The sequence below is a fragment of the Herpetosiphon geysericola genome (assembly GCF_001306135.1).
GTDB classification, from domain to species: domain Bacteria; phylum Chloroflexota; class Chloroflexia; order Chloroflexales; family Herpetosiphonaceae; genus Herpetosiphon; species Herpetosiphon geysericola.
Genome location: NZ_LGKP01000021.1, coordinates 248,289 through 274,330, shown reverse-complemented (window position 1 = coordinate 274,330; position 26,042 = coordinate 248,289). Strand labels below are relative to the sequence as shown.

The following is a 26,042-nucleotide window of genomic DNA, read 5'->3' as shown; positions in this document are numbered from 1 at the left end:
CTCTTCGCGTGCTTCGCGGTTTCTTCCTTCGTGCGCTTCGTGGATCAATTAATGTAACGCAGAGGCGCAGAGGAATCCGGGCTATACTGTAGGCTTTGGGCTGGCGGATGATGCTTGAAAATGCCAATCATTGTTCCGCTAGGCCATAGTCCGATCCCCAATCCCCAACACCTTATCTCCTTTCCCTATGTTCTCTGTTCTTTCATCCCTCATAATTCATCCTTCATAATTCATCGATCTATCATCATTTGGCTGGGCGTAGGTTGAATAAAGCGTTGTTGCACATTCTTGCGGGTGAGGCCAATGCCTGCAATCGAGCAAAGCATGCTAATCAAGACTAAAACGAGCACAAGGCGCAAGGCCCATGGGTTGGGCGGGGTTTTGACTTCTGTTGGCTGGCTGCGGCGTGGCGCAAACAGCACTTTGGGCGGAGCCAGCAAACGCAATAATTCAGTTCGCGCTGCATCACCAAGCTCGCCATTGGGGTCGGCGAACGATACTTGTTCAAAATGCGCTTGGGCTTGTTCGCGATCGTTTAATTCTGCATAGACCCGCCCACGCTCAACTAGCACCGCAAGATCGGCCTGATCGGCAGCGAGTAATTGATTCAAAATTCGCATAGCGCTGGCATAATCGCCACGCACGCGGGCTGATTGGGCAGTTTCGAGCTTCATCATTTAAAAAAGCGCTGTGGTTTTTAGCCACAGCGCTGCTTGTAAGCAAACGACCGATTAGAATTCGATCAAGGTGCGCAAGGTATCAACTGAGCTGCGAACCAACTCTGCTGATTTGACCATCAAAGCCTTTTCGTCGTCGCTCAATGGCAATTCGAGAATCTTTTCTACGCCACCAGCACCCAAGACAACAGGCACGCCGAAGTAGAGATCGTTGATGCCATATTCGCCTTCGAGGTAGGCTGCTGCTGGCAATACGCGCTTCTTATCCTTCAAGATGGCTTCAACCATTTGGACGGTTGCAGCTGCTGGAGCATAGTAGGCTGAGCCAGTTTTGAGCAAAGAAACGATTTCGCCGCCGCCTTTTTTGGTGCGTTCGACAATTTCGTTCAAGCGTTCGGCGCTGATGAATTCGGTTACTGGAATGCCCGAAACCGTGGTGTAGCGTGGCAATGGAACCATTTCATCGCCGTGACCGCCCATCAACATGGCTTGAATGTCTTCAACTGAAACATTTAATTCTTGGGCCAAGAAGGTGCGATAGCGAGCTGCATCCAACACGCCGCCTTGACCCATCACGCGTTCTTTGGGGAAGCCTGAAGCAACGCGGGCGAGGTAGGTCATCGTGTCCATTGGGTTGTTGACCACAATGATGCAAGCGTTTGGCGAGGTTTTTGCCACTTTTTCGATATTCGATTTGGTAATTTCAGCGTTGATTTTGAGCAAATCTTCGCGGGTCATGCCAGGTTTGCGGGGTGCACCTGAGGTCAAAATCACCACATCTGAATCGGTGGTTTCTTCATAGCTGTTGGTGCCGATTACGCTAACATCAAAGCCTTCGACTGGCCCTGATTGGAGTAAATCCAAGCCCTTGCCTTGAGGAATGCCCTCAACAATATCGACTAAAACAACATCGGCGAGTTCCTTGCTTGCCAACCAGTGTGCACAGGTTGAGCCAACGAACCCAGCGCCGATGATGGTTACTTTCTTACGATTAGCCACACATGCCTCCAAATATAAAGCTGTGGTTACGATTCAAGTGTCGGAGATGCGTCGACGACCCATCTCTCACGCTTGCTCCTTAACCGATTTTTTATTTAACCACGAAGGACACGAAGAGCACGAAGGTTTATTTGGCACAGAGTTTTAGGTTGGCCATTTGGATTATCGCTCCTGATTCTTAACCCCTGACCCCTGATCTCGATTCATGTTCTTCGCGCTCTTCGCGGTTATGGGTATTTATGCTTCAAGTGTTGCGAGAACGCTGCCTGCTTCGATGCTCTTGCCGACCTCGCCATTCAGTGTAGCAATTGTCCCAGCCCGTGGCGTTGCGATTTCGTTCTCCATCTTCATTGCTTCGACGACAAACACCACTTGGCCAGCCTCGACGGTTGCGCCAACGCTGGTTTTAATCGCCACAATTGTACCTTGAATTGGGCAAATCACTGCATTGGGATCTGTCGCAACTTCGCGCTTTTTGTTGACGCTTCGCCGCGTTGGTGCAGCCGCTTTGGTGTTGGCAACAGGCGCATTCAAGCCTTCGCCAGCAACTCGCACCGTAAAGCGCCGTCCGTTGACCTCAACCGTCAGTTCGCGGCTTGGTTGCTCGCTTGCTGGCTCGGTTGCGCTTGGCGTTGCGCTTGGCAATTGCTTGAGTTTTTCTTCCAAATAGCGCGGAATAAAGCTCACCGTCACATCGCCATGCTCAAAGGCTGGCTCGGCCAAGGCCAATTTATGAAACGGAATCACCGTGGTAATGCCTTCGATGGTGTAATCGTTGAGCGCACGACGCATGCGTTGCAAGGCCTCGCTGCGGGTTGCACCCCACGTCACCAATTTGGCCAGCATCGAATCATAATATGGCGGAATGACTGTGCCTTGCTCAACCCCAGCATCAACCCGCACGCCATAGCCTTTTGGCTCGTTGTAGGCGCTAATCGTGCCCAGCGCAGGCCGAAAGCCAGCAGCCGCATCCTCGGCGTTGATTCGACATTGGATCGAATGGCCGCGTAACTGAATTTCTTCTTGGCTGAACCAGAGCTTTTCGCCTTGAGCGATGCGAATCTGGGCTTGCACTAAATCGATGCCCGTCACCATTTCGGTCACAGTATGCTCAACTTGAATCCGTGTGTTCATTTCAAGGAAATAAAATTGACCATCGGGAGCAAGTAAAAACTCCAATGTGCCAGCGCCAACATACTTGGTTTCGCGGCACAAACGCAAGGCACATTCGCCCATGGCGCTACGCAATTCGGGCGAAACCGCTGGCGAGGGCGTTTCTTCAATCAATTTTTGGTGGCGCCGTTGCACCGAGCAATCGCGCTCGCCAAGATAGACCACATTGCCATATTGGTCGGCTAGCACTTGAATTTCAATGTGGCGGGGATCAAGCACATATTTTTCAACAAATAATTCGCCATTTTTGAAGGCTGCTTCTGCTTCACGACGAGCGCTTTCAAAGGCAAATTCAACTTCTTCGGCGCTGTAGGCGACTTTCAAGCCGCGCCCGCCGCCGCCTGCACTGGCCTTGATCGCAATCGGATAACCATATTCTTCGCCAAGGCGCAAGGCTTCAGCGACACTTTCGACGGCTTCGGTTGTGCCTGGCACCAGCGGCACATGAGCGCGCAAAGCCACTTGACGAGCGTGAATCTTCCCACCCATCAAATCCATGGCATCAGCGGTTGGCCCAATAAAGGCAATGCCCGCCGCATCACAAGTGCGCACAAAATCGGTATTTTCCGAGAGAAAGCCGTAGCCAGGGTGAATCGCGCCAGCGCCACTGCGTCGCGCCACATCGAGGATAGTTTCAGTTTGCAAATAACTTTGAACTGCTGGCGGGGGGCCGATCAAAAACGCATCGTCTGCATAGCGAACGTGAAGCGCATCGCGATCCGCTTCTGAATAGACGGCGACGGTGCGTAAACCTAATTCCTTGCATGCCCGCATCACGCGCAGGGCAATCTCGCCACGATTGGCGATCAGCACTGTATCGAAACTCATATGCCGTTGCAACTCCATTGTGCTATGGCAAGTCTTTAATCATTGCCGTATGCGAAATTAGAGCCCCGTAATGCCGTAAAAACCGCCTGCTGCGCGGCGGCGCAGGCGTTCGATCGTGGCCCAGCGTGGTTGAACCCCAGTGCGAGCAGGACGTAGGCCTTGGCGTGAAAGTTTGGCTGAGGCATGCCACGTATTGGCCGCGATTGCAATCGCAGGCTCGGCTTCAGCAGCGGCCAAAACGCTCACAACGGCCACACTGAGTGCCGCTAGTTCTTCATCGCTAGGCATTGTTGCGCTTGTCACAATCATCTTCATAGGGCTATTATACTGCACTCGGCGGACGCTGCCAATATACATCCAATGGCACAGCCTTTGCGTTGAAGTAATCAGAGCAAGTAGAAAATAACGAAATAAGGAGTCTCTGATGAACAGCAAAGTTTTGCGCTTTGCCAATGTTGCGGCGATTATTTCCACAATCATTGTCAACGCTTTGGCCAACATCCTGCCGTTTAATGGCCTTGACACTGGCTCGATCTCCGATGGTTTTCCGGTGCGGTTTGTGCCTGCTGGCTATGTGTTCAGCATTTGGGGCTTGATTTATTTGGGCCTCAGTGCGTTTGCAATTTACCAAGCGCTGCCCAAGCAGGCCAATAATCCTGCTGTGGCCAAAATTGGCTGGTGGTTTGTGGCTTCGTGTGCGTTTAATTGCAGCTGGCTTTTCGCCTGGCACTATTTGCAATTCCCCCTCACGATCGTGTTGATTGTGGGCTTGCTGGTGTCGTTGATTACGATTTACCGCCGTTTGAGCAGCCTGCGCGCCAATGCCAGCAACGCTGATCGCTGGTTGATTCACACGCCGTTTTCAATCTATCTGGGTTGGGCCACGGTCGCAACCATCGCCAACGCCACAATTGCGCTCTATGATGCTGGTTGGCGCGGTGGCCCGCTCAGCGATTCAGTTTGGACGGTGATTTTGTTGGTGATTGGGGTCTGTTTGGCAGCCTTCATCACCTTGCGCCAACGCGATGTTGCCTATGATGCAGTGTTGTTGTGGGCCTTTATCGGGATTGCGGTCAAACAAGCAGCGTTTCCGGTCGTGATGGGTGCAGCAATCGTCGCGGCTGTGGCTATTGCAGTGTTGATTGTGCTGGCTGTGATTCGTAAATTACCAACCCAAGGTCGTAAAGCGTTAGCGTAATTGAAACCACGAAGAACACGAAGAGCACGAAGAAATCTTTGCATGAAGATCCTTCGTGCTCTTCGCGATCTTAGCGGTTCCTAGCTTTTTGGGAGATCCAAATCGCTGAGCCGCACGGTTTTGCGGGTACCAAATTTGATTGTTTTTTGGCCTGCTGAGGTCATTTGACCATTCTGTTGCAAGTTTTCGATTTCTTGCTGCATGGTTTGGGCGAGGTCGGTTTCGCCTTGGTTGAGCAAGCGAGTGACCGCGCCTTGTAACTTTTGGGTCGCTGCGCCAATGTTGCCCTCGGCCAAATCTTCTAAGGCGCGGGTTTGCAGCTTGTGGGCGCTGACTTTTTCGACAATGTTCATCACTTGCGGTACAACGGTAGTTGCTTGGGTTGGGTCGGCCACAAAATTCAACATCACATCGTAGCGGGCTTTTTCGCCCACAATTTGCATTTGGGGAATGTCGTAGTTGACCTCGATTTGGCCCAACCGATATTGGCCAGCCTGCTTGGGATCAACCAGCATTTCGATCAGCACCATGCGATGTTCGTCTTTGGAAACGTCGCCAAGGCTCACGCCAACCGCGCGATCGCTAATTGGGCGATAGGCTAATTGTTGGATTAATGGCGTTACTTGCCACAGCGCCCGTGGCTCAACGCCCTGCACGAAGCGCAAGGTCAAAGCGGCGTTTTGCACCACTGCCGATTGGGCTTGCTGCACCGCACCTTGGAAGAACGAAGCAATATCGTTGGGATTGCTGAAATACTCGGCGACCCCGCCCGAACGATTGGCCATTTCAATCAACAGATCTTCGTTCCAATCGTCGCCAACCCCAAGCGCGGTTAGGGGCACGTTGGCCTTGCCAATTTCCTCGGCCAAGCGCAAACAATCGCGTTCGCCCTCGGTTTGGCCGTCGGTTAGCAAAATAATGCGGCTAATTGTGTTGGTATTTTGGCTGCGCCGCACTTCGTTTAAGGCTGCCTCAAGCGCAGGCGCGATTTTCGTGCCGCCTGCATCCTTGATTTTGCCAACTTCTGCTTGCAGTGCTGCCACGTTATGCACTGGCTGGGCACTGATAATGGTTTCGCGGCGATGATCAAAAATCACGACCGAGACAATATCTTGTGGCCCCATCAGGCCCAAGGCGCGTTGAGTAGCTTCGCGTACACAGCGCATTTTGTCGCCCTTCATCGAGCCGCTATGGTCGAGCACGAAGCCCACATTAACCGGCATTTGAACGTGGGCAACCGCTGGCGTTGCCGTAATATCCAGCAGCAAATAGACAACCTGCTGGGTTGGGAGGGCTGGCAACGCCGGACGAGCCAACGTACCAGTCAATTGAACTTCACCAGCCATGGTGATCTCCTTATAGAGAACATAGAACAAAGAGCATAGAACATAAATAGTGCGTGTTTGCGATCCTACGTTTAATATGTTCTATGCTCTATGCTCTTTGTTCTGCGTTAATCTTCGAGTTTTTGGGTTAGTTTGCGGGTGGCGTAGCGCAGGGCTTTTTGATCGGCGGCATCAATTTGACCACCAGCCTCAAGCTGCTGGGCGCTTTGCTCCATCGTTTGGGCTAATTCAGTTTCGCCCAAATCGAGCAAGCGCGTTGCTGCAGCCCGCAATTTTTGGGTTGCGCTGCCAATATTGCCCGCCTCGGCCTCGGAAAGCGCTCGGGTTTGCAATTTGAAGGCGGTAACTTTTTCGACCGTATTCATAATTGGCGGATTAACCACGCTGGCCTTGGGATCGACGCTGAAGCTCAATGGAATATCGATTTTGAGCTTGGCTTCTTTAATGCCCAGCACTGGCGCATCGTATTGTAATTCTGCTTGGGCAATGCGAAATGTGCCTGCTTCACGCTCTGGCAGCATCAAATCGACCAAGACGCTTGCGCCATCGCCAGCAATTTCGCCGATGCTGACCGTGACTTCGCGCTCGCCAATTGGCTTATAACCAAGGTTGGCGATGCTTGGCTGGACGCGATAGACCGCTCGTGGCGTGACCCCGGGCAACAAGCGCAGTAACAAGCGCGCGTTGACCACGGTGGTAGTTTGGGCGCTTTGCAAGGTTTGTTGAAAATACTTGCTAATTTGGCTGGGGTCGGCAATATAATCCGATTCGCCGTTGGATGCGGCGGCCAAATCGTCGAGCAAAGCTTCGTTCCATTCGGTGCCTAAGCCGAGCGCCGTGATTGAAACGCCGAGATCGCCAATTTGCTTGGCCAGATCGCGGCAGGTAGCTTCATCACCCCAAGTTTGGCCGTCGGTCAAGAGCAACACCCGCCCAACCCGATCGGCGGCTTGGAATTTTTGCAACTCGGTGAGGCCAGCTTGCAAGCCCAACGACATGGCAGTGCCGCCTTGCTCGCCAATCGATTCGATGGCGTTTTGCAAGGCTGGTACGTCGTCGGCCAAACGGGCTGGCACCAACACTTCGAGCGTATCATCGAACAGCACAATGCTGACTGCATCGATTGGCCGCAAATTAGCCACGATTTCGCGCACAGCTTCGCGCAAATGTTGAATTTTATCGCCAGCCATCGAGCCAGAGCGATCGAGCACCAAACAGAAATTGAGTGGCGGAGCCGCTTGTACAGTCGGCACATGGTCGGGCTTGGCCTGAATCAAAACATAATTAACTTGGCTTGTGCCGCTTGGCAATGGTTCGCGGCTCCAAACTGCTGAAAGTGCTACAGGTTCAGTCATTATTTGGTCCTCAACTTAGTGTTCAACGCTTGGAATGCTATCAAAACGCACCACCACCACGCTAATGTTATCTTCGCCGCCGCCAGCATTGCCCGCTGCAATCAAGGCATCGCAAAGGTCGGCGGGGTTGGCGTGTTCAGCGAATAGCTCGGCCATTTTGGGGTCGCGCACCATCTCCCACATCCCGTCGGAGCAGAGAAACAGCGCATCGTTTGGCTGCAATTGCACCTCAAAAGTGTCGGTGCCAGGGTCGCCGCTATCGCCAAGCGATTTGAGAATTGCGTTGCGTTGCGGGTGATTGTAAATATCATCAGGATCAAGCTGGCCAATATCGATCAGGCGTTGCACTAACGAGTGGTCTTTGCTGATGCGTTGCAATTTGCCATCGCGATAGAGGTAGGTACGGCTATCGCCAACATTGCCCACAATCGCCCGATCGCCGACCACAACGGCCATCGTCAGGGTTGTGCCCATGTCGTTTTTGCGGCGCACACTTTCTTCATAAACCGCTTGATTGGCTTGAAACGCAGCTTGTTTGACCAAATCGGCCAAGTGTTTGCTTGAAACTGGGCCATTGTGCAATTGCGGGTCAAGCAAGGTTGTGACAAGCGTTTGCGCGGTGGTCGTGATAGCCAGCCCGCTCGCCACCTCGCCGCCTTCGTGGCCTCCCATGCCGTCAGCTACCACATACAAGCCAACATTGACTGGTTTGGCATCCCAGTTCAGGCGCAAATCCCAGGTCAGCACGCTATCTTCGTTGTGGTCGCGAATCATGCCAACATCGGTGGCATAGCCAGTGCGCACCCGCAAGCTCAATGGCGTGGCTTGTTCGGCTAATAAGGTTTCGAGAGCTTGGGCCAAAATGCTGGCATCGTTGATGCGTTTGGCTCGCAGATCGCTCAAAATTGTGGCAAAGCCACTATCGAGCGGCGAAGGATTGTTGGCATCGTCGAGGCGACGGGTATGGCGCTGAATGCCAGCCATTTTTTCGAGCACTAAGCCCAATTGCTCAACATCATCAATCTGATCTTCTTTGCCTTGCGAGCGGCGAATTGCCCCAGCGTCAGCGAGCTTAATTTCACGCTTGTTGGTCAAGGCCAAATCGGCTAAGGTTACTTGGCCGAGCGCCAAACCATTGCGGTGCAAATAGGCCAAAGCACGCGAAACCTGAATTCCAATCTCAATGGCATCGGTTTGATCAACAAAGGTATTTGGCTCGCTGAGCAAGCTATCGAAGCGCACAAGGCTGGTGCCATCGGGCAGTACCGCAAAGCGTGAATCTTCGCCCACAAAGACCTCGCGTACCGTTGGTAACACTGAGCGCGCAGGATCATCTGGTAAATCATCGAGCAAGGCTGCGCCTATTGGCTGGGCGGCGGGAGTTTCTTGCAACAGAGCAGTTTGTTCTTCGACCTGCGACCCGCACTCCTCGCAAAACTGATCGTTCGCTTGCAGGGCCGCCCCACAGCGAGCGCAATGATCCCATGGTTCCAGCAGCGCAACCCGGTACACGCGCAGGGTTGGCGTATCGGTCAACAAGGCGGTTACCCGATACACATCCTTCAAAATCGTGCCAATTGCAAAGGGTTCGTTCTCCTCAGACAGGTTGGCAGGATTGAGGGGTTGGGTTCCACCAGTCATTGGTTCAGTCGGCTCAGACACAGGTCAACTCCTCTGAATAGGTCTAGAACAACAAAAAATTCCTTGTTCTTGGACGAATAAGCTTATCCGAATGTTTCTGATTATCGTTCTTCTGTCAATCTTCTGGTTGCATAGCGCAAGATTTTGGTTTGCTCTGGGTCAATTTGGCCAGTTTCTTGGAGGGTTTGCTGGGCGGCGGCGGCTTGTTCGGCCAATTCATGCTCGCCCAAATCGACCAAACGAGTTACTGCCGCTTGTAATTGACGGGTCGCTCCTGCTTGATCGCCTTGGGCTGCTTGCTCAAGGGCTTTGTTTTGCAAGCGCCATGCCGTCACCCGCTCCAAAATTGCCACAATCTCTGGGTTGAGCGCTTGGTCAGCCCGTGGATGATATTCGATCACCACATCGCGATTGATTGGCTCCAAGCCTTGGCCTTGCGGATCGTCGGCCTGCAACGAAAGCCGCAACAAGCGATAAATATTTGGCACATGGTCAGGAATTCGTAGTTCAAGCAGCCAGGCTGCTTTGGCGCGTTGTTCGATTGAGCCTAAGCTTAAACTCCCAGAACCAGCCTCGAACTCGGGTATTGGCACTTCGCCCAGGGCTGGCCGAATGCGCAAAATCCGTCTGATTTGCACATCGTGGGCCAAACGTAAATCAAGCCGCGCCTTTTGAGCAATAATCGCATGCGCTCGGCCAAATTCGAGGTCTAGCAAATTGGGCAAGTCGCTGGGGTCGGTGATAAAGCTCGACTGACCACCGCTCTGATCAGCAAAACTCATCAGCAATTGCTCTTGAAACTCGACTCCCAAGCCAATTGTCGAGACTGGAATTGAACGGGCTGCCAGATGCCGCGCATAGGCCAACGCTTGCTCATCATCTTCAACAAAGCCATCGGTAAGCAGCACAATTCGTTGCGAAATGCCCGTGCTTGGCATGCTATCGAGTAGCTCAATCGTGTTGCGCAAGCCTGGGGCTAGCCGGGTGCTACGCCCAAGATCGCCACGTTCGAGGATGGCGACCGCGCCTTCAAGCCGCACCACATCGCTTGGCGATTTGGCTTTGAGCACTGCATGCGCTTTTTCAGCAAAGCCAATGATCGAAAGCTGATCATCGGAATTCAGCCGTTCGGCGGCTCCGCGCACTGCTTGGCCAAGCCAACGGCTGGGGCTTTGTGCTCGTCGCCGCACTTCATCCATCAAATCGTCGCGAATTTTCCAAACTGGCACGCCATCGAGCATCACTTCGTGGGCGGCTCCACGGCGCATTAATTCGCGAAACAGCGTGCTATCGGCAATTGGCACGCGCATCGAAGGCGAACAATCGACCAATAACACACAGTGCACCGGAATGCGTTGATTGGCCTTGCCTTGGCCAAGCACTTCGGCCAACACATACAACACTTGCTCGCCCGTGTTGGCAGGTACGCTACTGCGTGAAAGGGTGAGCCTGAGATCTAAGCTCGTCATAGGCTTACTCGATTTCTAAACATTGCCGAAGCTTGGCAAAATCTGCTGGATCGCCACTGGTGAGCCATTCGATGCTGCCTACTGCGCTTTGGGAATTAAGCAGCTCATCGGTGGCAAGTAGGCGTTGGGTTTGGCGCGCCACGGCTGCGCCAGTATCAAGCAAGGCAATGTTTGGCCCAGCAACCTCGGCAATCAAGGGGCGCAAAAATGGATAATGGGTGCAGCCCAAGACAATCGTATCAGCGCCTGCCTTGAGCAATGGCTCAACATAGCGCGCCACAGCATCGCGAGTTGTGGCACTTTGCAATTCGCCAGCCTCGATTAATTCAACTAAGCCAGGGCATGCTTGTGGCACAACCTGAACATCGCCTGCATAACGGGCAATCAGGCGCTGAAATCGTTCACCTGCGACGGTGGCTTGGGTGGCCATCACGCCAACTACGCCTGTTTTGGTTTGGGCGATTGCTGGTTTGATGCCTGGCTCCATGCCAACAAAGCGAATACTGAAATGTTCGCGTAGGTAATCAACGGCATGCAGGGTTGCAGTGTTGCAGGCTACAACAATAATTTTAACCTCGCGTTCGAGCAAAACATGGGTAACGCGCTCGGCCAAGGCCACAATTTCTGCGTGCGAACGCCCGCCATACGGGCAATTGCCTGTATCAGCGTAATAGATAATATCTTCATTTGGCAAGAGCGCGCGCACATCGCGCAAGGTCGATAAGCCGCCAACCCCTGAATCGAACATGCCAATTGGTCGCTGTTTCATGCCTGAATCGCCTCGTTGCGGTTGGCACGGGCAGCCTCAACAAAGGCCGAAAAAATCGCTTGCCAGCGTAAATCTTCGCCGAGCACCAGTTCTTCTGGGTGGCATTGCACGCCAACAACCCAAGGCCGTTGCGGATCTTCGACCGCTTCAATCAGGCCATCATCCGACCAACCAACTGCTTGAAGCTCAGCGCCTAAATCTTTGACTCCTTGGTGGTGCATGGTGTTGACCGCAAATGGCGTTGTGCCAAGCAATTCAGCCAATTTTGAATCGTCGCTGAGGCGCAGTTCATGGGCTGGTAAATCGCGTTGTTGGCGTGCAAATGACTCGTCGTGGTTGAGCGTGGGCTGGTATTGCGAGGGTAAATCTTGGTAGAGCGTGCCGCCATAGGCCACATTCAACAACTGAAAACCGCGACAAATCGCAAAAACTGGCTTGTGATAGTGCTTGGCCCACGCCAACAACTGCATCTCAACCCGATCTTGCTCGCGGTTGACCGTGCCAAGCGCGGGGTGTGGCTCCTCGCTGTAGTAGGCAGGATCAAGATCAACGCCACCAGCGAATAATAATCCATCGACAGCCTGAAATGCCGCAAATAACGCTGCCTCGTGCTCCACCAACGGAATCAAAAGCGGCACGCCACCAGCGGCCTCAACTGCGCGAATATAGGTTTGATTGTTGCCATGAGCGAGAGGGTAGGGATGCGGACGGGCATACGTTGCGCACGGTATCCCAATAATCGGCAAGCGTGATGGCATAGGACACTCCTTGATTGTGTTGCTCTTGCCATTCTAGCACGACCGCAAAAAAGCTGACGATTATGGGACGCTGATAACCAGATTACGTCCGGAGTTTTTTGCCCGATACAAGGCTTGGTCGGCTTGGTCGTGCAGGGTATGCGCATCCCAATTGTTGTTGAGGGTGGCCACGCCGATGCTGACCGTAATATGGCCTTGGCCAAAAAGGTGCTCAGCAGTGCAGGTGCGCAGGCGTTCGGCCAATAACACCGCGCCTTCTTGGTCTGTTTTTGGCAGGATGATGGTAAATTCTTCGCCGCCATTGCGCGAAACAATATCAACATCGCGCACATTATCACAAACCAAGCGCGCAAAATCACGTAACAGCACATTTCCAACCAAATGGCCATAGTTATCGTTATATTGCTTAAAATAATCAATATCCAAAGCCAATAATGATAATGGATAGGAGTAACGATAGGCTAAGGCAACTTCACGATCAAGCATTGTGATAAAATGGCGTTGATTAAATAAACCAGTCAAGCCATCGGTGATGGCCAATTGCTGCGTAATCGTATATAGATGGGCATTTTCAATTGCAATTGCTGCTTGAGTTGCAAAAATTTCGAGCACTTGCACTGATTCAAACGAAGGTTTGCGCCGATCGCGCGGATCATCAACTGAGAGAATACTAATTAAATTATTATCTGAATCGTACAATGGCACGAAGAGCGCATCATCTTGATGCCATTCATGTGGCCGACGCTCGCCCAAATCAGCGCGATAGGTATCATCGCTGTTGCCCCAAATTGCAGTATAACTGGTATGGCTGTGTGGAATATAATATGAGCGACTAATGCGAAATTCCTCGCGCATCACGCTGCGATACCAATCAATTGGCACTAATTGATCACGTAATTCAAACCAACGCTCATCAGGCACGCCCGCCACTGCTCGCCGCCGCATAAAACTTGGTCGCTCTTGATCGACTAAACTGAGCAAGGCGATATTAAAGCCTAAGCTGGCTTGAATTGCACGCACAATTTCTGGCAGCAAATCATTTAAATTGAGATTTGCGCTTAATGCTTGGCTAATCCGTAACACTTCATTGAGTTGTTGTGATCGTTGGGCCAACAAGGCTTGTTGCTCAACCGCTTGTTGATGAATATGCGCATTATGAATCGAAAGCGCCGCATGATCAGCAATTTGGCTAACAAAACGGGTTGTATCCTGATTAAATGTACCAACTCGATCACTTTCCAAAATCATCACGCCTAAAACCTTGCCACTATGCACAATTGGCACTGTCATTTGGCTTAATGTGGTTGGTCGTGAATTAACATAATAGCCAGAATTACGAATATCAGCAGTCCAATCGGGCTGTCCAGTACGGGCAACTAAGCCAGCAATCCCACGATCAATCGGCCAGCCTTCGAATTGAAAGCGCCGAACCTCAGCTGGATAGCCCTGAATCGCCCGAATATACAAGCGCTGCTGCTCAGGATCGAGCAAACACACCATGCCAGCATCAGCGTGCATGATTGGCTGAATGCGGGCGAGCAAGCGATTGAGAATCGTATCCACATCGAGGGTTTCGTTTAAATCGCGGATGGTTGCTTCGAGGGTTTCGAGTTGAGCCACGCGGGCTTGGAGCTGTTGATCAACCGCTGCAAAGCGTTTGGCGTGGGCGATTGCCACTGCTGCTTGATCAGCGATCATGCTCAAAATTTGTTCGTCGTGGGAAGAATAGGCCTCAACGCGTTCGACCGATTGAACGCTAATGACCCCAAGCACCTGCTCGCCAAGCACAATTGGAACCCCTAAAAATGATTGCATTGGCTGGCCAACAATAATCGGGGCAACCGTTGCATTGTGATCATGGTCGTTAATTCGGAGCGGTCGCCGATGCTGCAAAATCCATTCGGTGAGGCCATCTGCATAGGGGCGTGAGGGCCACGACATCCGTTGGCCGTTTTCGACCGCCAAGGCAAATTCGATCAATTGCAACTCAGGCGAGTATAACGCCAAATAAAACTGGCGGGTATCCATTAATCGCGATGTTTGACTATAAATCTCCTCGAGCACCGTATCCAAATCCAAGGCTTGATTAATCGCATGGCGAATCTCGTGGAGCGCATGCAACTCGGTAATCATGCGTCGAATTCGCAAAGGATTGGCTTGAAAGTGAGTTCGTTGCCGCGAAGAAAGCCGTAGCACGGGTCGTCGCTTGGTCATGTCGCGTCCAGGTCGTTTTGTGCGATTAGTAAACACCGTTGTGGCCTATTATAACAGTTTGATTTTCTGCTTGTCTATGAATGTCCATCGGCGATCGCAGCTCTTCTCATGGCTGTATTGTAGCCTACCATGCAAGCGCCTAAGCTGCTCGGCTTGGCAGCTTTACTGAACTAAAGCAGGCTTCATACCACTGATTGCGGCCAAAAAAATGGCCTAGCCTAGCTTTTAGCCAAGCATTGGTTAAAGCCTTTAATTACTATGGCCTATTGTACACTAGGTCACGTAGTACATTCGCGTGCTTAAGACAGTACCAAAGTCATAACCCATGTGGTGAGTTTGCTTGCTGACAGAGGGCCGCTCTAGTAGCCAAATAAATCGTGGTATACTGCCCGACGTATGAGTACTGATGGTTCTACAACCGAAGATGACCCACAGCAAGCGGAATTACCTCTGATTGGCTAGACCAGTGAGCGGGAATTCCCGCTCGTTGTGTGTTTGCCACATGGAGGTGTCCGATGACCAAAATCCTCGATATTCGGCCAACCTTAGAAGACGTGCGGGCTGCGCTCGATGCTGGCGCAATCGACCAAGCAAGTCAACTGGTTGCCAACCTACACGCTGCCGATGCAGCAGCCATCCTCGATGAACTCGAATCCGACGAGCTGTACGAAGTGTTTGCCCGGCTTAATCTTGAACATGGCGCAGATGTCTTAATTGAGCTTGATACCGATTCGCAAGTGGAGCTTGCCGAAACCCTCACCAGTGATCAGCTTTCCGATTTGCTTGAGCAAATGGAGCCAGATGATGCAGCTGATGTCTTGGTCGAGTTAGAGCCAGCCCACATTGCTGCCACCTTGGCCGCCATGGACCCAGAAGATTCCGACGATGTGCGTCAACTGATGGCGCACGACGAGGAGAGTGCCGGCGGTTTGATGACCTCGCATGTTGTGACCTTGCGCGACCGCTTGAGCACCCAACAGGCAATCGATTTGCTGCGCGGTTTGCAGCCAGAAGATGAGTCGGTCTACTATTTGTATGTGGTCGATGCCAACGATGCCTTGGTTGGGGTGGTCAGTTTGCGCTCGTTGGTGATGGCGCCAGCCCAAACCCAGCTCAGCGACATTATGGATCGCAACGTGATTACGGCCAGCGTTGCAACCGACCAAGAAGAATGTGCGCGCTTGCTTGCTCGTTACGATTTGTTGGCTTTGCCGGTGGTTGATGCGCAACGGCGGATTGTCGGCGCGGTTACTGCCGACGATATTATCGACGTGATCGCAGAAGAAGCCACCGAAGATATGTACTTGTTGGCCAACCTGCCACAAGACGAAGATGTTGAAGATTCGTTGTTTCGTTCATCGCGACGGCGCTTATTTTGGTTGTTTGTCAATTTGCCAACGGCCATTTTGGCGGCTTGGGTGGTGAGCAACTTTGATGGTACGGTCGAAAAAGTAACGGCGCTGGTGCCATTTATGCCAATTATTGCGGGCATGGGCGGTAACGCAGGAATTCAGACCCTGACCTTGATTGTGCGTTCGATTGCGTTGGGTGAAGTGGCAACTGGCCAAGGATTTCGGGCCTTAGGTCGCGAGGTTGGCATTGGGGCTATCAATGGTGTAGCATTTGGTAGCGCCATTGGCCTGCTTGGGTGGTTGTGGCAGGGCAAGCCAATGTTGGGCGTGGTTGCAGGCTGTGCAATGTTGCTGAATTTGGTCTCGGCGGCGATTGCTGGCACGGTTGTGCCCTTGACCCTCAAGCTATTTCGGGTTGACCCAGCCTTGGCCTCGGGCGTGATAGTGACCACCGTAACCGATGTAACGGGCTATAGCTGCCTGCTTGGCTTAGCTACAATCTTAATTCGCTATTTAATCTAGGAGCGTCTATGCCTACCGATAACGACCCGCCAGACCAGTAGAACGGCACGAGTTGCAAGATCAATTGCCTCGTGCCGTTCGTGTTTTTAGGGCCTTATTGGGTTGGCACTAAGAACTGCGCCGAACACCACCCCTCAACTTGTGTCTGAACCTCACGCACTTGGAACCACAACGTCCCCTCAATATTTTGCTCGGAGAGCTTGGTTAATTGAGTTCCCTCAGGCATGGTTTTGACAATATTTCCACCAGGCTGATCGCGAAGGAACAAGCCATCGCTGCCAGTGCCAGTGACCGCAAAAACTGGGCCTTCGCTGGGAATTGTCCCGTTATCGGGCGGAATCAAGCCCTCTGGGGTTGGTGATGGCCCAACGATAATTCCCGAAGTTGGTTGGTTGGCGAGATTCAAGCCTTGGTTGTTATTGGGATCTTCAGTTTTGCCAGGCCGATTCGAATATAAGATGAAAATAATCAGCACAATCACCACAACTGTGGCGATTACAACATAGCGATAGCCACCTTTGCTAAGCCACGAGGCGACACCTTGGGTATTGAATGTGTCGATTGGGCTGGTGCGGCTGGTGTTGACGCGGCGGCGCTCTGAGCGCCAATCATTGTTAACCATGCCTTGCCACGACTGATCATCTTTGCGCAACTCGGCTGGGTCAATCCGACGGGTAGGGGCGGTTGGGCTGGTTTCGTCATCTTGACGGTCATAGGGACGAAAGCGGTTTTGGCTCATCGCCGTCATCCTTTCATCGCTGCAACTACTCTAGGTCGCTTTTCTAGTGCCTATTATCAATGAAGTTTGGTGTTTGGGCAAGAAGAATTCTGCAAGCCCCGAATTATTCGCACTCTCAATTTGCTCAGCATGCTGACTGATTAAGGGTTGATCTCCAAAAAACGTAGCGGCCCTGGCGATGTTGAGCGAGCGTGATAACCATAGTCCAAAAAATACAGCCCACGGCTATCTGGTTCCCATGCATTGCCACATAATCTAGCAACAGGATTTTCAACCGAAACGATTGTTGGAGTCAGCGGTGATGCGCCTGGTGTTGGCACAAACCAGACGGTTCCTTGTCCGATGTTATACAGGCCATTAGGTGAGACACTGTTATCAATAAACCGTAGTCCCGTTGTCCACCATGGACTCGTCTTATGTGGATCAGTCTTTCGCGTATCAGTAACCACCTTTGTCGATAGATCAATCAGCCAATGCGGCATGACGATCAAAACATCATTGCTTGCCCCAAGCATCCAATCCATTGGATCTCCATAGGCATGCTTATCGGCCTCAGGAAGGACGATTGGTTGTTTTGTGATTAGGGAATATATTTGATACTGCTCAGCGGCAGGGCGATTCATCTGTACAATCAGCGCATATTCTCGGCTTGGGGAAATACTACAATCATTAATCTCTAGATCCAACACCCTGGGCGCAATCGCATCGCGCTCGTCGTGATTCAGCGTTGTGTTACAGGCCGCAAGAAAAACTAGGAGACTAAGGCTACCAACCAAGCGTTTCCATCTCATCAGCTACTCCTTATCAATTAAGCAGTGATTACCAGCCAAAATACACCATTCATGGTTCGTTTAATGATAGTACACTGAATAGCGAAGAATGAAGGCTCAAAGCGCGAGGCTAAGAAAGCAACCTTTGCGATCTTCGCGGTTGCAAGCTTCGTGTCCTTCGTGTTCTTCGTGGATCAATAGTTTGTTTGGAGGAAGCAGAATGCGGTATCGCAAACTAGGCCGAACGGGACTCAAAGTTTCTGAATTGTGTTTGGGCACGATGACTTTTGGCTGGAGTGTCGAAGAGCCAGAATCGTTTGCCATTATGAGCCAAGCACTTGATGCAGGCATTAACTTCTTCGATACTGCCGATGTCTATTCGCGTTGGGACCCGCGCTCGTATGCAGGCAAAACCGAGGAAATTATCGGGCGTTGGCTGGCCGAAGATCAAAGTCGGCGTGATAAAGTTGTGTTGGCAACCAAAGTTCGTGGCCAAATGGGCGACCAACCAAACGACCAAGGGCTTTCGCGCAAGCACATTATTGCGGCGGTCGATGCTAGCTTGCGGCGCTTGCAAACCGATTACATCGACCTCTATCAAACCCATTTTCCCGATGGCGAAGTGCCAATCGAAGAAACCCTGCGCGTGCTTGATGATTTGGTGCGAGCTGGCAAAGTGCGCTACGTTGGCTGCTCGAATTATCGGGCATGGCAATTGATGGAAGCCCTGTGGACCAGCGATAAACTGAATCTTGCTCGCTACGATTCGTTGCAACCACACTATCATTTGCTCAATCGCGAAGAATTTGAACGCGAACTGCAACCAGTGTGTTTGAAATATGGCGTTGGCGTGATTGTCTATAGCCCGCTGGCTGGCGGCTTGTTGACTGGCAAGTTTCGGCGGGGGCAGCCAATTCCTGAGGGCACGCGCGTTGCTGAACGTGGCCGTGATGACAAACGCTTGGGCGAGCCACTGTGGAAATTGATCGATCAGCTCGAAGTGTTAGCTGAAAAGCATCAGAAAACCATTCCCCAACTGGCGGTTGCTTGGGTCACTGGTGCCCCAGCGATTACCTCGGCAATTATTGGGGCAACCAGTAGCGCACAACTCCAAGATACCTTGGGCGCTGCCGAATTTGAACTCAGTGCCGAAGATCGGGCAACTTTAGACAACCTAAGTGCTTGGGAGAACGTCTAAGTAGCATTCGGATGGCCGACGTGGCTGCATCGTAAGCTTGGTTTTTGCTGCGAACCGTTGCCAAGGCGTAGGGGCAATGATACAATACCACGGGCAACTACATCGCATCTTCCATTTCGAAGGAGTCTGATCGCGATGAACTCTCCCGTACTCGTCCTCAACCATAATTACGAGCCACTCAATATCTGCTCTGCACGCCGTGCCTTGATGCTTGTGTTGGGTGGTAAAGCCGAAGTGTTGGAACACAACCACGCCGTGTTGCACACGACCAACGACACGATTGCCTGTCCGTCGGTCATCCGATTGGGCCATATGATTCGTCGTCCCTTGCCAAACGTCAAGCTTTCTCGCCGTGAAATTTTCCGTCGCGATCACTACACCTGCCAATACTGCAACCGGATCAGTGCTGATCTTACGCTTGACCATGTGTTGCCCCGTCACCGCGGTGGCGCACATAGCTGGGAAAATCTGGTAAGCGCCTGCCGCACGTGCAATCATCGTAAGGGTGGGCGTACTCCTGAGGAGGCACGAATGCGCTTAATTCGGCCACCCTTTCGCCCGTTTGCAAGCCCATACTATTTAATCGAACGCCGAATGCATGGGCTCGGTCTTGAAGAATGGCGTAAGTTTCTGCCTGCGTCCTTTCAAACAGTGGAGGACGATCAATAAGGAGTTGTGGTATGTTACAGCGCATTGCAGTGGTCGATGATTCGAGTGAATTTCAACAGTTAATTGATGTGATGTTGCAATATATTGGAATTCGCGAAATTCACCACTGGGCTTCGAGCGTCGAAGCGTTGCCAAAGTTGATCCAAAATCCGCCAGAACTCCTGATTCTTGATGTAATGATGTCGGGGATGGATGGGTTGAATGTGTGGCGGGAGTTACGGGCTCAGCCCACGACCAAAAGCTTGCCAGTCATCGTCTGCACTGCTGCAATTAATAGTATTGTGCATCAAGAAGCCCAGCTGAATGCTGACCCATTAACTGTGATTTTACCCAAACCATTTACGCTTGATGAATTGCGCCAGGCGATGAGTCGGGTCGCGCCACTTTGGCAAGTGGTGGTCTAACGACAAAAAGCCGTAGTTAATTTGGCCTAAAAATGCGAATTAGCGCACTGTAATGCTGTTTCTGCTTGCATAGCATCGGTGGGTACGCTATAATACTTTCGCATTTTACGCCATTATTCTTTAGCAATTCGCCCAAATCCACGATCGTCATTCAGTGATCGACACGGATTATCAGATGCGCTGGATGCACAGCGCAGGGAGGAGCGGCATGGCTCTCACCACGATCCAAGCACTCTACGATGAAGCACGGTCTGCTCTCGAAACAGGGAAGGAGGAGCGTGCCATAGGTGCGAGTGAGCATCTGCTTGAATCGTTTCCCTATTATCTTGAAGCGTACCGTATCCTCGGCGAATCATATCTCAACCGCCAAGATTTAGCCAAAGCCGTCGAAGCTTTTGAACGGGTCTTACGTTCTGACCCCGAAAATATCCCTGTCCATGTTGGCTTGGGGGTAACTTATGAGCGCCAAGGCAATCTCGCAGCGGCTATCCGCGAATTTGAGCAAGCTTTTGAAATTAAGCCCGATTTGCCCGAGTTGCGTTCGCAAGTCTTGCGTTTGTATACCGAAGCATGGGGCAGTGAAAACGCTCGCATTCTGCTGAAAAAAGCAGGCCTCGGGCGCATGTATGTGCGCGGACGACGCTTCGATAAGGCGATTCAAGAATTTAACGATGTTCTGGCCGATGATCCCAAACGGGTTGATATTGCAGTTGCGCTCGCCGAAGCGCTTTGGCGCAATGGCCAAGAGGCCGAGGCCGCCGAAGTCGCCAGTGATATTCTGCGCGACTATCCCGATATGCTCAAGGCCAATCTGATTTTGGGCTATCACCTGTTGTCCGCTGGTGATCCCAAGGGCCGTAAGTTGTGGCAACATGCCCAGCAGCTCGACCCTAGCCAAGGCGTGGCCTATGCCTTGTTCGATGGAATGCTCCCCCCAGTCGAAGCCCCCGATACCAAAATTGAAGCCTTTGACGAAGCTGCTTGGAAGGCCAAAAAGGCCGAGAAAGAACGACTTGCCCGCGAAGCAGTCGAACAAGCTGAACGCGAGCGCTTGGCCGCCGAACAAGCAAGCAAAGCGCCTGCCGCCTCTTGGCTGGCCGAAGTCGAAGTTGAACCGGTCGCGGTTGGGGTTGCTGCCCATGGCGATGATGATTTCTTGCGCAGTTTGTTGTTTGGCGATTTTGGGGCCGCGCCTGCGAACCCGCCCGCCCAAACCACCAGCGCCGAACCAGCCTACGATGTCGATTTCAATCTCGACGATTTGGGCTTGGATATTCAACCCTTCTCGCTTGATGAGGTCGATGAAACCGACCCCTTCAGCAATAAAGCTCCAACACCTGCCTCAGAACCAGTGGTTGCCCCCAGCCAACCAGAACCAGCACCAGGCGTGGCAAACACGGTTGATCCTGATGATTTTGAGTTGCCAAGCGATCTCACGCCATTCAGTTTTGGCGATTGGGACGAAAGCGACATCGATGATATTCCAGGCACTGGCTCGGATACTGGCAAGTTGCCAGAACAATTGCAGCCCTTCTCCTTGGAAAATTTTGATGATGTGCAACCAGAAACTAGCACCAAAGCCCAAGATGATGACGTTGTGTTGCCGAATACCTTAAAGCCGTTCTCGCTTGATGAACTGAGCTTCGACGAAATCGACACCCCATCAGAGCCAAGCATGCCATTTAGCCGCGATTTACCACGCTATCCTGATAGCGAGGAAGAATCAACTGGCTTTAGCTGGCAACAACCACGCTCGCGCTCACGCTCAATCTTCGGCGCCCAACCTGAACCAGAGTTCAACCAAGACGAAGAAGATGATGCTGGAATCTTCAATCGCATGGTGATCAAGAAGCAAACTCAAACCTTGCCACCATTGGTCGAGCCAGTCTACGATCCAAGCGATTCAGACGACGAAGCGATGAACTTCTTCTCGAATGATAACGTCGATTTGCGCAATTATGATGAGCATGATTTGCACACGGCAGATACTGAGCCAGCAATCACGCCATTCTCATTAACTGATTTGGGCTTAGATGCAGCCGAAATTGCCGATTACAACGCAATGGGCAACCTCGACCAACCGCAAACCCAAGCCGATGAAGAATTGGAAATCAAACCATTCTCGTTGGCCGAGCTTGGGCTGAGCGACGATGAGATTGCCCAATTGCAAGCCAGCGACGATAGCGCCTTGCCAACTGACCCTACCAACGATGAATCAGGTTTAACTCCGTTCTCGTTGAATGAATTTGGCTTCGATGCTCCCGACGCTAGCGATGAGCAAGCATTTAGCTTCGATGAGCCAAATATCACTCCCTTCTCGCTCGACGATTTGGGGCTTGATGCTGATGAGCAAGCGCTTTACTCAGGCGAGTTCAACCAAACCCCAGCAGCCGAGCCTGCGCCCAAGGTCGAAGAAGAGCCAAATATGACTCCCTTCTCCTTGACCGATTTGGGCCTCGATGCTGATGAAATTGCCCAATTCGAAGCCATGAATCAAGCGCCAGCCTCCGATGATGAATTCAATTTCGATGGTGGTTTGCAGCCTTTCTCACTCGACGATTTGGGCTTCGATCAAGAGCCACAAGCCTACGAGGAGCCAGTCCGTGAGCTAAGCGATAGCTCACAACCATTCTCCTTGAATGATATTGGCTTGTCGGCGGAAGAAATTGCTGCCATCGAGCAAGCTGGCCAAAATCAAAGCGATGACCCAATTTTTGATAACCTGTTGGGCATTGGTCAGCACCAAGGCTATGTCGATTTGACTGATATCATCAATCAATTTGATGATCCTGAATCGCAAACCGAGGAAATCGACCGCATCGCCTTGGCTTTACACGATAATGGCATCCAAATTCGCGATGGCGATGAAGTTATTAATATGGATGAGGAGTTCTCTGGTGATGAGGCCGATGCCTACGAAGCCGAAGAACCACTTGCCAACTTCATTGCTAGCGATTTCGATCAGCCTGTGAGCTACAACCAACAATCAATTGACTTGGAGCCAGAAATGACTCCATTCTCGTTGACGGATTTGGGCTTGAGCGCCGAAGAAATTGCCCAACTGAATGGCGAAAGCAGCGAAACCGCCGCTGAAGAACCAGCGCCATTCTCGTTCGATAATTTCGAGCTGGATACGCCAACGACCAACGAAGCCGAGCCAGAAATGACGCCGTTCTCGTTGACGGATTTGGGCTTGAGCGCGGAAGAAATCGCGATGTTGAATGGCGAAAGCAGCGAAACCGCCGCTGAAGAACCAGCGCCATTCTCGTTCGATAATTTCGAACTGGATACGCCAACGACCAACGAGGCCGAGCCAGAAATGACGCCGTTCTCGTTGACGGATTTGGGCTTGAGCGCCGAAGAAATTGCCATGCTGAATGGCGACACGGCAGAACCAGCCGCCGAGCCAGCGCCATTCTCGTTCGATAATTTCGAGCTGGATACGCCAACGACCAACGAAGCCGAACCAGAAATGACGCCGTTCTCGTTGACGGATTTGGGCTTGAGCGACGACGAAATTGCGATGCTGAATGGCGACACGGCAGAAACCGCTGCTGAAGAACCAGCGCCATTCTCGTTCGATAATTTCGAGCTGGATACGCCAACGACCAACGAGGCTGAGCCAGAAATGACGCCGTTCTCGTTGACGGATTTGGGCTTGAGCGCCGAAGAAATTGCGATGTTGAACGGCGACACGGCAGAACCAGCCGCCGAGCCAGCGCCATTCTCGTTCGATAATTTCGAGCTGGATACGCCAACGACCAACGAAGCCGAACCAGAAATGACGCCGTTCTCGTTGACGGATTTGGGCTTGAGCGCGGAAGAAATCGCGATGCTGAATGGCGAAACCAGCGAAACCGCCGCTGAAGAACCAGCGCCATTCTCGTTCGACAATTTCGAGCTGGATACGCCAACGACCAACGAAGCCGAGCCAGAAATGACGCCGTTCTCGTTGACGGATTTGGGCTTGAGCGCGGAAGAAATTGCCCAACTGAATGGCGACACGGCAGAAACCGCTGCTGAAGAACCAGCGCCATTCTCGTTCGACAATTTCGAGCTGGATACGCCAACGACCAACGAGGCTGAGCCAGAAATGACGCCGTTCTCGTTGACGGATTTGGGCTTGAGCGCCGAAGAAATTGCGATGTTGAACGGCGACACGGCAGAAACGCCAGCCGCCGAGCCAGCGCTATTCTCGTTCGACAATTTCGAGCTTGATACGCCATCGACCAACGAGGCCGAGCCAGAAATGACGCCGTTCTCGTTGACGGATTTGGGCTTGAGCGCCGAAGAAATTGCCATGCTCAACGATGAAAGCAGCCAACCAGCTGCCGAAGAACCATCACGCTTTGGTTTTGATAACTTTGAGTTTGAAGCACCAAGCAGCACAACGACCAACGAGGCCGAGCCAGAAATGACGCCGTTCTCGTTGACGGATTTGGGCTTGAGCGACGACGAAATCGCAAGCTTGGAAGGCACTCCGAGCGCGCCTACAACTGAAATCGAAGCCGATGAGCCAGATATGTCGCCGTTTACCTTCGACCAATTGGGGCTAACCGCTGAAGAAATTGCCGCCTTGGAAGGTACTGATGCACCAGCACCTGAAACGACGAATGAGCTAGAGCCTGATCTAACGCCATTCTCGTTGGCCGACCTTGGCTTGAATGAAGAAGAAATTGCTTCGTTGCAACAAGGCGACGATGATCGTAGCTTGAAGCTTAGCGAAGAAGAATTGATGGGCATCGATTTTGCTTTGCCAAGCGCCGAGCCAGAACCAGAGCCAGTCGTTGCTGAAGCTCCCGCCGAGCCAGAGATGACCCCATTCTCGTGGGAAGATCTTGGCTTGAGCGATGATGAAATTGCTTCGATTGAAGCTCCGGTCGAGCCAGTCGTTGAGGCTGCGCCAGTGGTAATTGCGCCAGTTGTCGTGCCAACTCAGCCAATCATTGCTGAAACGCCTGCACCAAAGGCTGAGCCAGAACCAGAGACCAAACGCGCACCGTTGTATCCGGTTTCGCCTCGCCCACGCGAAGAAGATCAACGGCCACGCGATCGCTTATACAACGTCTCGCCACGGCCTGAGCCAAAACCAGTGACGGAAACGCCAGCGGTCGAAGCCCAGCCAGTGGTTGCCCAAACATCACAACCGAGCGCTAGCCCAGCTGTAACCAGCGGCGGCGCAAGTGGCGATGGTCCCGACTTTAGCGAATACTATCAACAACTCGAAGCTGATCCAAGCAACCATGGCTTGCGAATGGCCTTGGCCCGCATGATCAGCCAAACCGCCTCGGTCGATCAGGCATTGACCGAATACAAACGGCTGATTAAACAAAATCAACTGATGGATCAAGTAGTTGATGATTTGCAAGATCTGATTGAGTCGCACGATGATCCAGGCTTGCTCCAACGGCTGCACCGTGCCTTAGGTGATGCCTATTCTAAGCAAGGACGCTGGCGTGAAGCGATGGATGAGTATGGCTGGGTGCTAAATAAACCACGTCGTTAAGGCACCAAGCGACTGAAGAAAGGCTAGACCGTATGCGTCATATCGTTGAGGACTTAATTCGGGTTGAAGGGGTTATCGGCAGCCTATTGGTAGGCCGCGACGGCTTGGTTATCGCCAGCACCTTGATCGAAGATGAAGATGCTGAAGTATTGGGCGCGATGTCGGCAGCAGTGTTTGGCGAAATTGATAAAGCAACCAAGCGCATTGGCATTGGCACGCTGGTTGATGCAATTATTGATGCAAAAGATGGTTCGATTCTGTTGCTCGAAGCGCGTGATGTCATTTTGGCAGTTGTAACTCAACGCATGGTCAACCTTGGTTTAGTCAAGATTGAAATGCGCCGCGCTGCCAAAAATATTAGCAAGGCTGTGCCAATCTAGGCCGAATTGCTTATTTGTTGCTCAGCGAGTCACCGTAGCTGGTGGCTCGCTTTTTTATGCCTCGCTGCAAGTATG

The 26,042-nt window shown here is 52.1% G+C and carries 20 protein-coding genes; 7 read left to right on the top strand and 13 right to left on the bottom strand.

The features are described from left to right. Window positions 1–230: 230 nt before the first annotated feature. From SE18_RS12585 to SE18_RS12570, 4 genes are all read right to left on the bottom strand, one after another. The gene (locus SE18_RS12585) at window positions 231–677 is read right to left on the bottom strand and encodes a tetratricopeptide repeat protein (protein WP_054534811.1); all 447 of its coding nucleotides are present in this window, start codon (window positions 675–677) and stop codon (window positions 231–233) included. 54 nt (window positions 678–731) lie between these two features. Next, a complete protein-coding gene (gene mdh / locus SE18_RS12580) occupies window positions 732–1,676 on the bottom strand; it encodes a malate dehydrogenase (RefSeq protein WP_054534810.1) in 945 nt (314 codons plus the stop codon). Between the two features lie 237 nt (window positions 1,677–1,913). Next, window positions 1,914–3,677 carry an acetyl-CoA carboxylase biotin carboxylase subunit gene (gene accC, locus SE18_RS12575; protein ID WP_054534809.1) on the bottom strand — a complete coding sequence of 588 codons (1,764 nt, stop codon included), beginning with the start codon at window positions 3,675–3,677 and terminating at the stop codon, window positions 1,914–1,916. A gap of 57 nt (window positions 3,678–3,734) precedes the next feature. After that, window positions 3,735–3,980: a hypothetical protein gene (locus SE18_RS12570; protein ID WP_152976639.1), complete on the bottom strand. Its 246-nt coding sequence runs from the start codon at window positions 3,978–3,980 to the stop codon at window positions 3,735–3,737. A gap of 121 nt (window positions 3,981–4,101) precedes the next feature. Between SE18_RS12570 and SE18_RS12565 the strand changes: the two genes are divergently transcribed. After that, complete coding sequence (locus SE18_RS12565) at window positions 4,102–4,875, top strand: tryptophan-rich sensory protein (protein WP_054534807.1); 774 nt, start codon at window positions 4,102–4,104, stop codon at window positions 4,873–4,875. Between the two features lie 80 nt (window positions 4,876–4,955). Here SE18_RS12565 and SE18_RS12560 read toward each other — a convergent pair whose 3' ends face one another. The 7 genes from SE18_RS12560 to SE18_RS12530 form a co-directional block, all read right to left on the bottom strand. Then, complete coding sequence (locus SE18_RS12560; protein ID WP_054534806.1) at window positions 4,956–6,221, bottom strand: vWA domain-containing protein; 1,266 nt, start codon at window positions 6,219–6,221, stop codon at window positions 4,956–4,958. A gap of 107 nt (window positions 6,222–6,328) precedes the next feature. Further along, entirely contained in the window at window positions 6,329–7,576 is a 1,248-nt protein-coding gene (locus tag SE18_RS12555) for a vWA domain-containing protein (RefSeq protein ID WP_054534805.1), read from the bottom strand. 15 nt (window positions 7,577–7,591) lie between these two features. Further along, window positions 7,592–9,238: a protein phosphatase 2C domain-containing protein gene (locus tag SE18_RS12550; protein WP_054534804.1), complete on the bottom strand. Its 1,647-nt coding sequence runs from the start codon at window positions 9,236–9,238 to the stop codon at window positions 7,592–7,594. 80 nt (window positions 9,239–9,318) lie between these two features. Beyond that, on the bottom strand, window positions 9,319–10,686 hold the full coding sequence (locus SE18_RS12545; RefSeq protein ID WP_054534803.1) for a VWA domain-containing protein: 1,368 nt from the start codon (window positions 10,684–10,686) through the stop codon (window positions 9,319–9,321). A 4-nt stretch (window positions 10,687–10,690) separates the two neighbouring features. Next, entirely contained in the window at window positions 10,691–11,455 is a 765-nt protein-coding gene (gene murI, locus SE18_RS12540; protein WP_054534802.1) for a glutamate racemase, read from the bottom strand. Then, window positions 11,452–12,213: a gamma-glutamyl-gamma-aminobutyrate hydrolase family protein gene (locus SE18_RS12535; RefSeq protein ID WP_054534801.1), complete on the bottom strand. Its 762-nt coding sequence runs from the start codon at window positions 12,211–12,213 to the stop codon at window positions 11,452–11,454. Before SE18_RS12535 ends, murI begins: the two co-directional genes overlap by 4 nt. Before the next feature lie 60 nt (window positions 12,214–12,273). Next, on the bottom strand, window positions 12,274–14,427 hold the full coding sequence (locus SE18_RS12530; RefSeq protein ID WP_083469882.1) for a diguanylate cyclase: 2,154 nt from the start codon (window positions 14,425–14,427) through the stop codon (window positions 12,274–12,276). Between the two features lie 515 nt (window positions 14,428–14,942). On the opposite strand from SE18_RS12530, the gene mgtE reads away from it, so the two are divergent. Beyond that, complete coding sequence (gene mgtE, locus SE18_RS12525) at window positions 14,943–16,301, top strand: magnesium transporter (protein ID WP_054534799.1); 1,359 nt, start codon at window positions 14,943–14,945, stop codon at window positions 16,299–16,301. A gap of 94 nt (window positions 16,302–16,395) precedes the next feature. Here the strand turns inward: mgtE and SE18_RS12520 are convergent, their stop codons facing one another. Continuing rightward, on the bottom strand, window positions 16,396–17,040 hold the full coding sequence (locus SE18_RS12520; RefSeq protein WP_054534798.1) for an SH3 domain-containing protein: 645 nt from the start codon (window positions 17,038–17,040) through the stop codon (window positions 16,396–16,398). A 140-nt stretch (window positions 17,041–17,180) separates the two neighbouring features. Then, complete coding sequence (locus SE18_RS12515; RefSeq protein ID WP_054534797.1) at window positions 17,181–17,831, bottom strand: hypothetical protein; 651 nt, start codon at window positions 17,829–17,831, stop codon at window positions 17,181–17,183. 199 nt (window positions 17,832–18,030) lie between these two features. On the opposite strand from SE18_RS12515, the gene SE18_RS12510 reads away from it, so the two are divergent. The 5 genes from SE18_RS12510 (at window position 18,031) to SE18_RS12490 (ending at window position 25,967) form a co-directional block, all read left to right on the top strand. Next, the gene (locus SE18_RS12510) at window positions 18,031–19,008 is read left to right on the top strand and encodes an aldo/keto reductase (RefSeq protein WP_054534796.1); all 978 of its coding nucleotides are present in this window, start codon (window positions 18,031–18,033) and stop codon (window positions 19,006–19,008) included. A gap of 135 nt (window positions 19,009–19,143) precedes the next feature. Next, entirely contained in the window at window positions 19,144–19,677 is a 534-nt protein-coding gene (locus SE18_RS12505) for an HNH endonuclease (RefSeq protein WP_054534795.1), read from the top strand. Between the two features lie 11 nt (window positions 19,678–19,688). Beyond that, a complete protein-coding gene (locus SE18_RS12500) occupies window positions 19,689–20,081 on the top strand; it encodes a response regulator (RefSeq protein WP_054534794.1) in 393 nt (130 codons plus the stop codon). A 208-nt stretch (window positions 20,082–20,289) separates the two neighbouring features. After that, entirely contained in the window at window positions 20,290–25,587 is a 5,298-nt protein-coding gene (locus SE18_RS12495; RefSeq protein WP_054534793.1) for a tetratricopeptide repeat protein, read from the top strand. A gap of 32 nt (window positions 25,588–25,619) precedes the next feature. After that, on the top strand, window positions 25,620–25,967 hold the full coding sequence (locus SE18_RS12490; protein WP_054534792.1) for a roadblock/LC7 domain-containing protein: 348 nt from the start codon (window positions 25,620–25,622) through the stop codon (window positions 25,965–25,967). The last annotated feature ends 75 nt before the right edge of the window (window positions 25,968–26,042 follow it).

Excerpts from the sequence above, each read along its gene's own strand:
- murI (WP_054534802.1), bottom strand. The coding sequence starts at position 11,455 with ATGAAACAGCGACCAATTGGCATGTTCGATTCAGGGGTTGGCGGCTTA.
- SE18_RS12565 (WP_054534807.1), top strand. The coding sequence starts at position 4,102 with ATGAACAGCAAAGTTTTGCGCTTTGCCAATGTTGCGGCGATTATTTCC.
- SE18_RS12560 (WP_054534806.1), bottom strand. The coding sequence starts at position 6,221 with ATGGCTGGTGAAGTTCAATTGACTGGTACGTTGGCTCGTCCGGCGTTG.
- SE18_RS12535 (WP_054534801.1), bottom strand. The coding sequence starts at position 12,213 with ATGCCATCACGCTTGCCGATTATTGGGATACCGTGCGCAACGTATGCC.
- mgtE (WP_054534799.1), top strand. The coding sequence starts at position 14,943 with ATGACCAAAATCCTCGATATTCGGCCAACCTTAGAAGACGTGCGGGCT.
- SE18_RS12510 (WP_054534796.1), top strand. The coding sequence starts at position 18,031 with ATGCGGTATCGCAAACTAGGCCGAACGGGACTCAAAGTTTCTGAATTG.
- SE18_RS12515 (WP_054534797.1), bottom strand. The coding sequence starts at position 17,831 with ATGAGATGGAAACGCTTGGTTGGTAGCCTTAGTCTCCTAGTTTTTCTT.
- SE18_RS12495 (WP_054534793.1), top strand. The coding sequence starts at position 20,290 with ATGGCTCTCACCACGATCCAAGCACTCTACGATGAAGCACGGTCTGCT.
- SE18_RS12500 (WP_054534794.1), top strand. The coding sequence starts at position 19,689 with ATGTTACAGCGCATTGCAGTGGTCGATGATTCGAGTGAATTTCAACAG.
- SE18_RS12520 (WP_054534798.1), bottom strand. The coding sequence starts at position 17,040 with ATGAGCCAAAACCGCTTTCGTCCCTATGACCGTCAAGATGACGAAACC.
- SE18_RS12585 (WP_054534811.1), bottom strand. The coding sequence starts at position 677 with ATGATGAAGCTCGAAACTGCCCAATCAGCCCGCGTGCGTGGCGATTAT.
- accC (WP_054534809.1), bottom strand. The coding sequence starts at position 3,677 with ATGAGTTTCGATACAGTGCTGATCGCCAATCGTGGCGAGATTGCCCTG.
- SE18_RS12505 (WP_054534795.1), top strand. The coding sequence starts at position 19,144 with ATGAACTCTCCCGTACTCGTCCTCAACCATAATTACGAGCCACTCAAT.
- SE18_RS12490 (WP_054534792.1), top strand. The coding sequence starts at position 25,620 with ATGCGTCATATCGTTGAGGACTTAATTCGGGTTGAAGGGGTTATCGGC.
- SE18_RS12530 (WP_083469882.1), bottom strand. The coding sequence starts at position 14,427 with ATGACCAAGCGACGACCCGTGCTACGGCTTTCTTCGCGGCAACGAACT.
- SE18_RS12545 (WP_054534803.1), bottom strand. The coding sequence starts at position 10,686 with ATGACGAGCTTAGATCTCAGGCTCACCCTTTCACGCAGTAGCGTACCT.
- SE18_RS12555 (WP_054534805.1), bottom strand. The coding sequence starts at position 7,576 with ATGACTGAACCTGTAGCACTTTCAGCAGTTTGGAGCCGCGAACCATTG.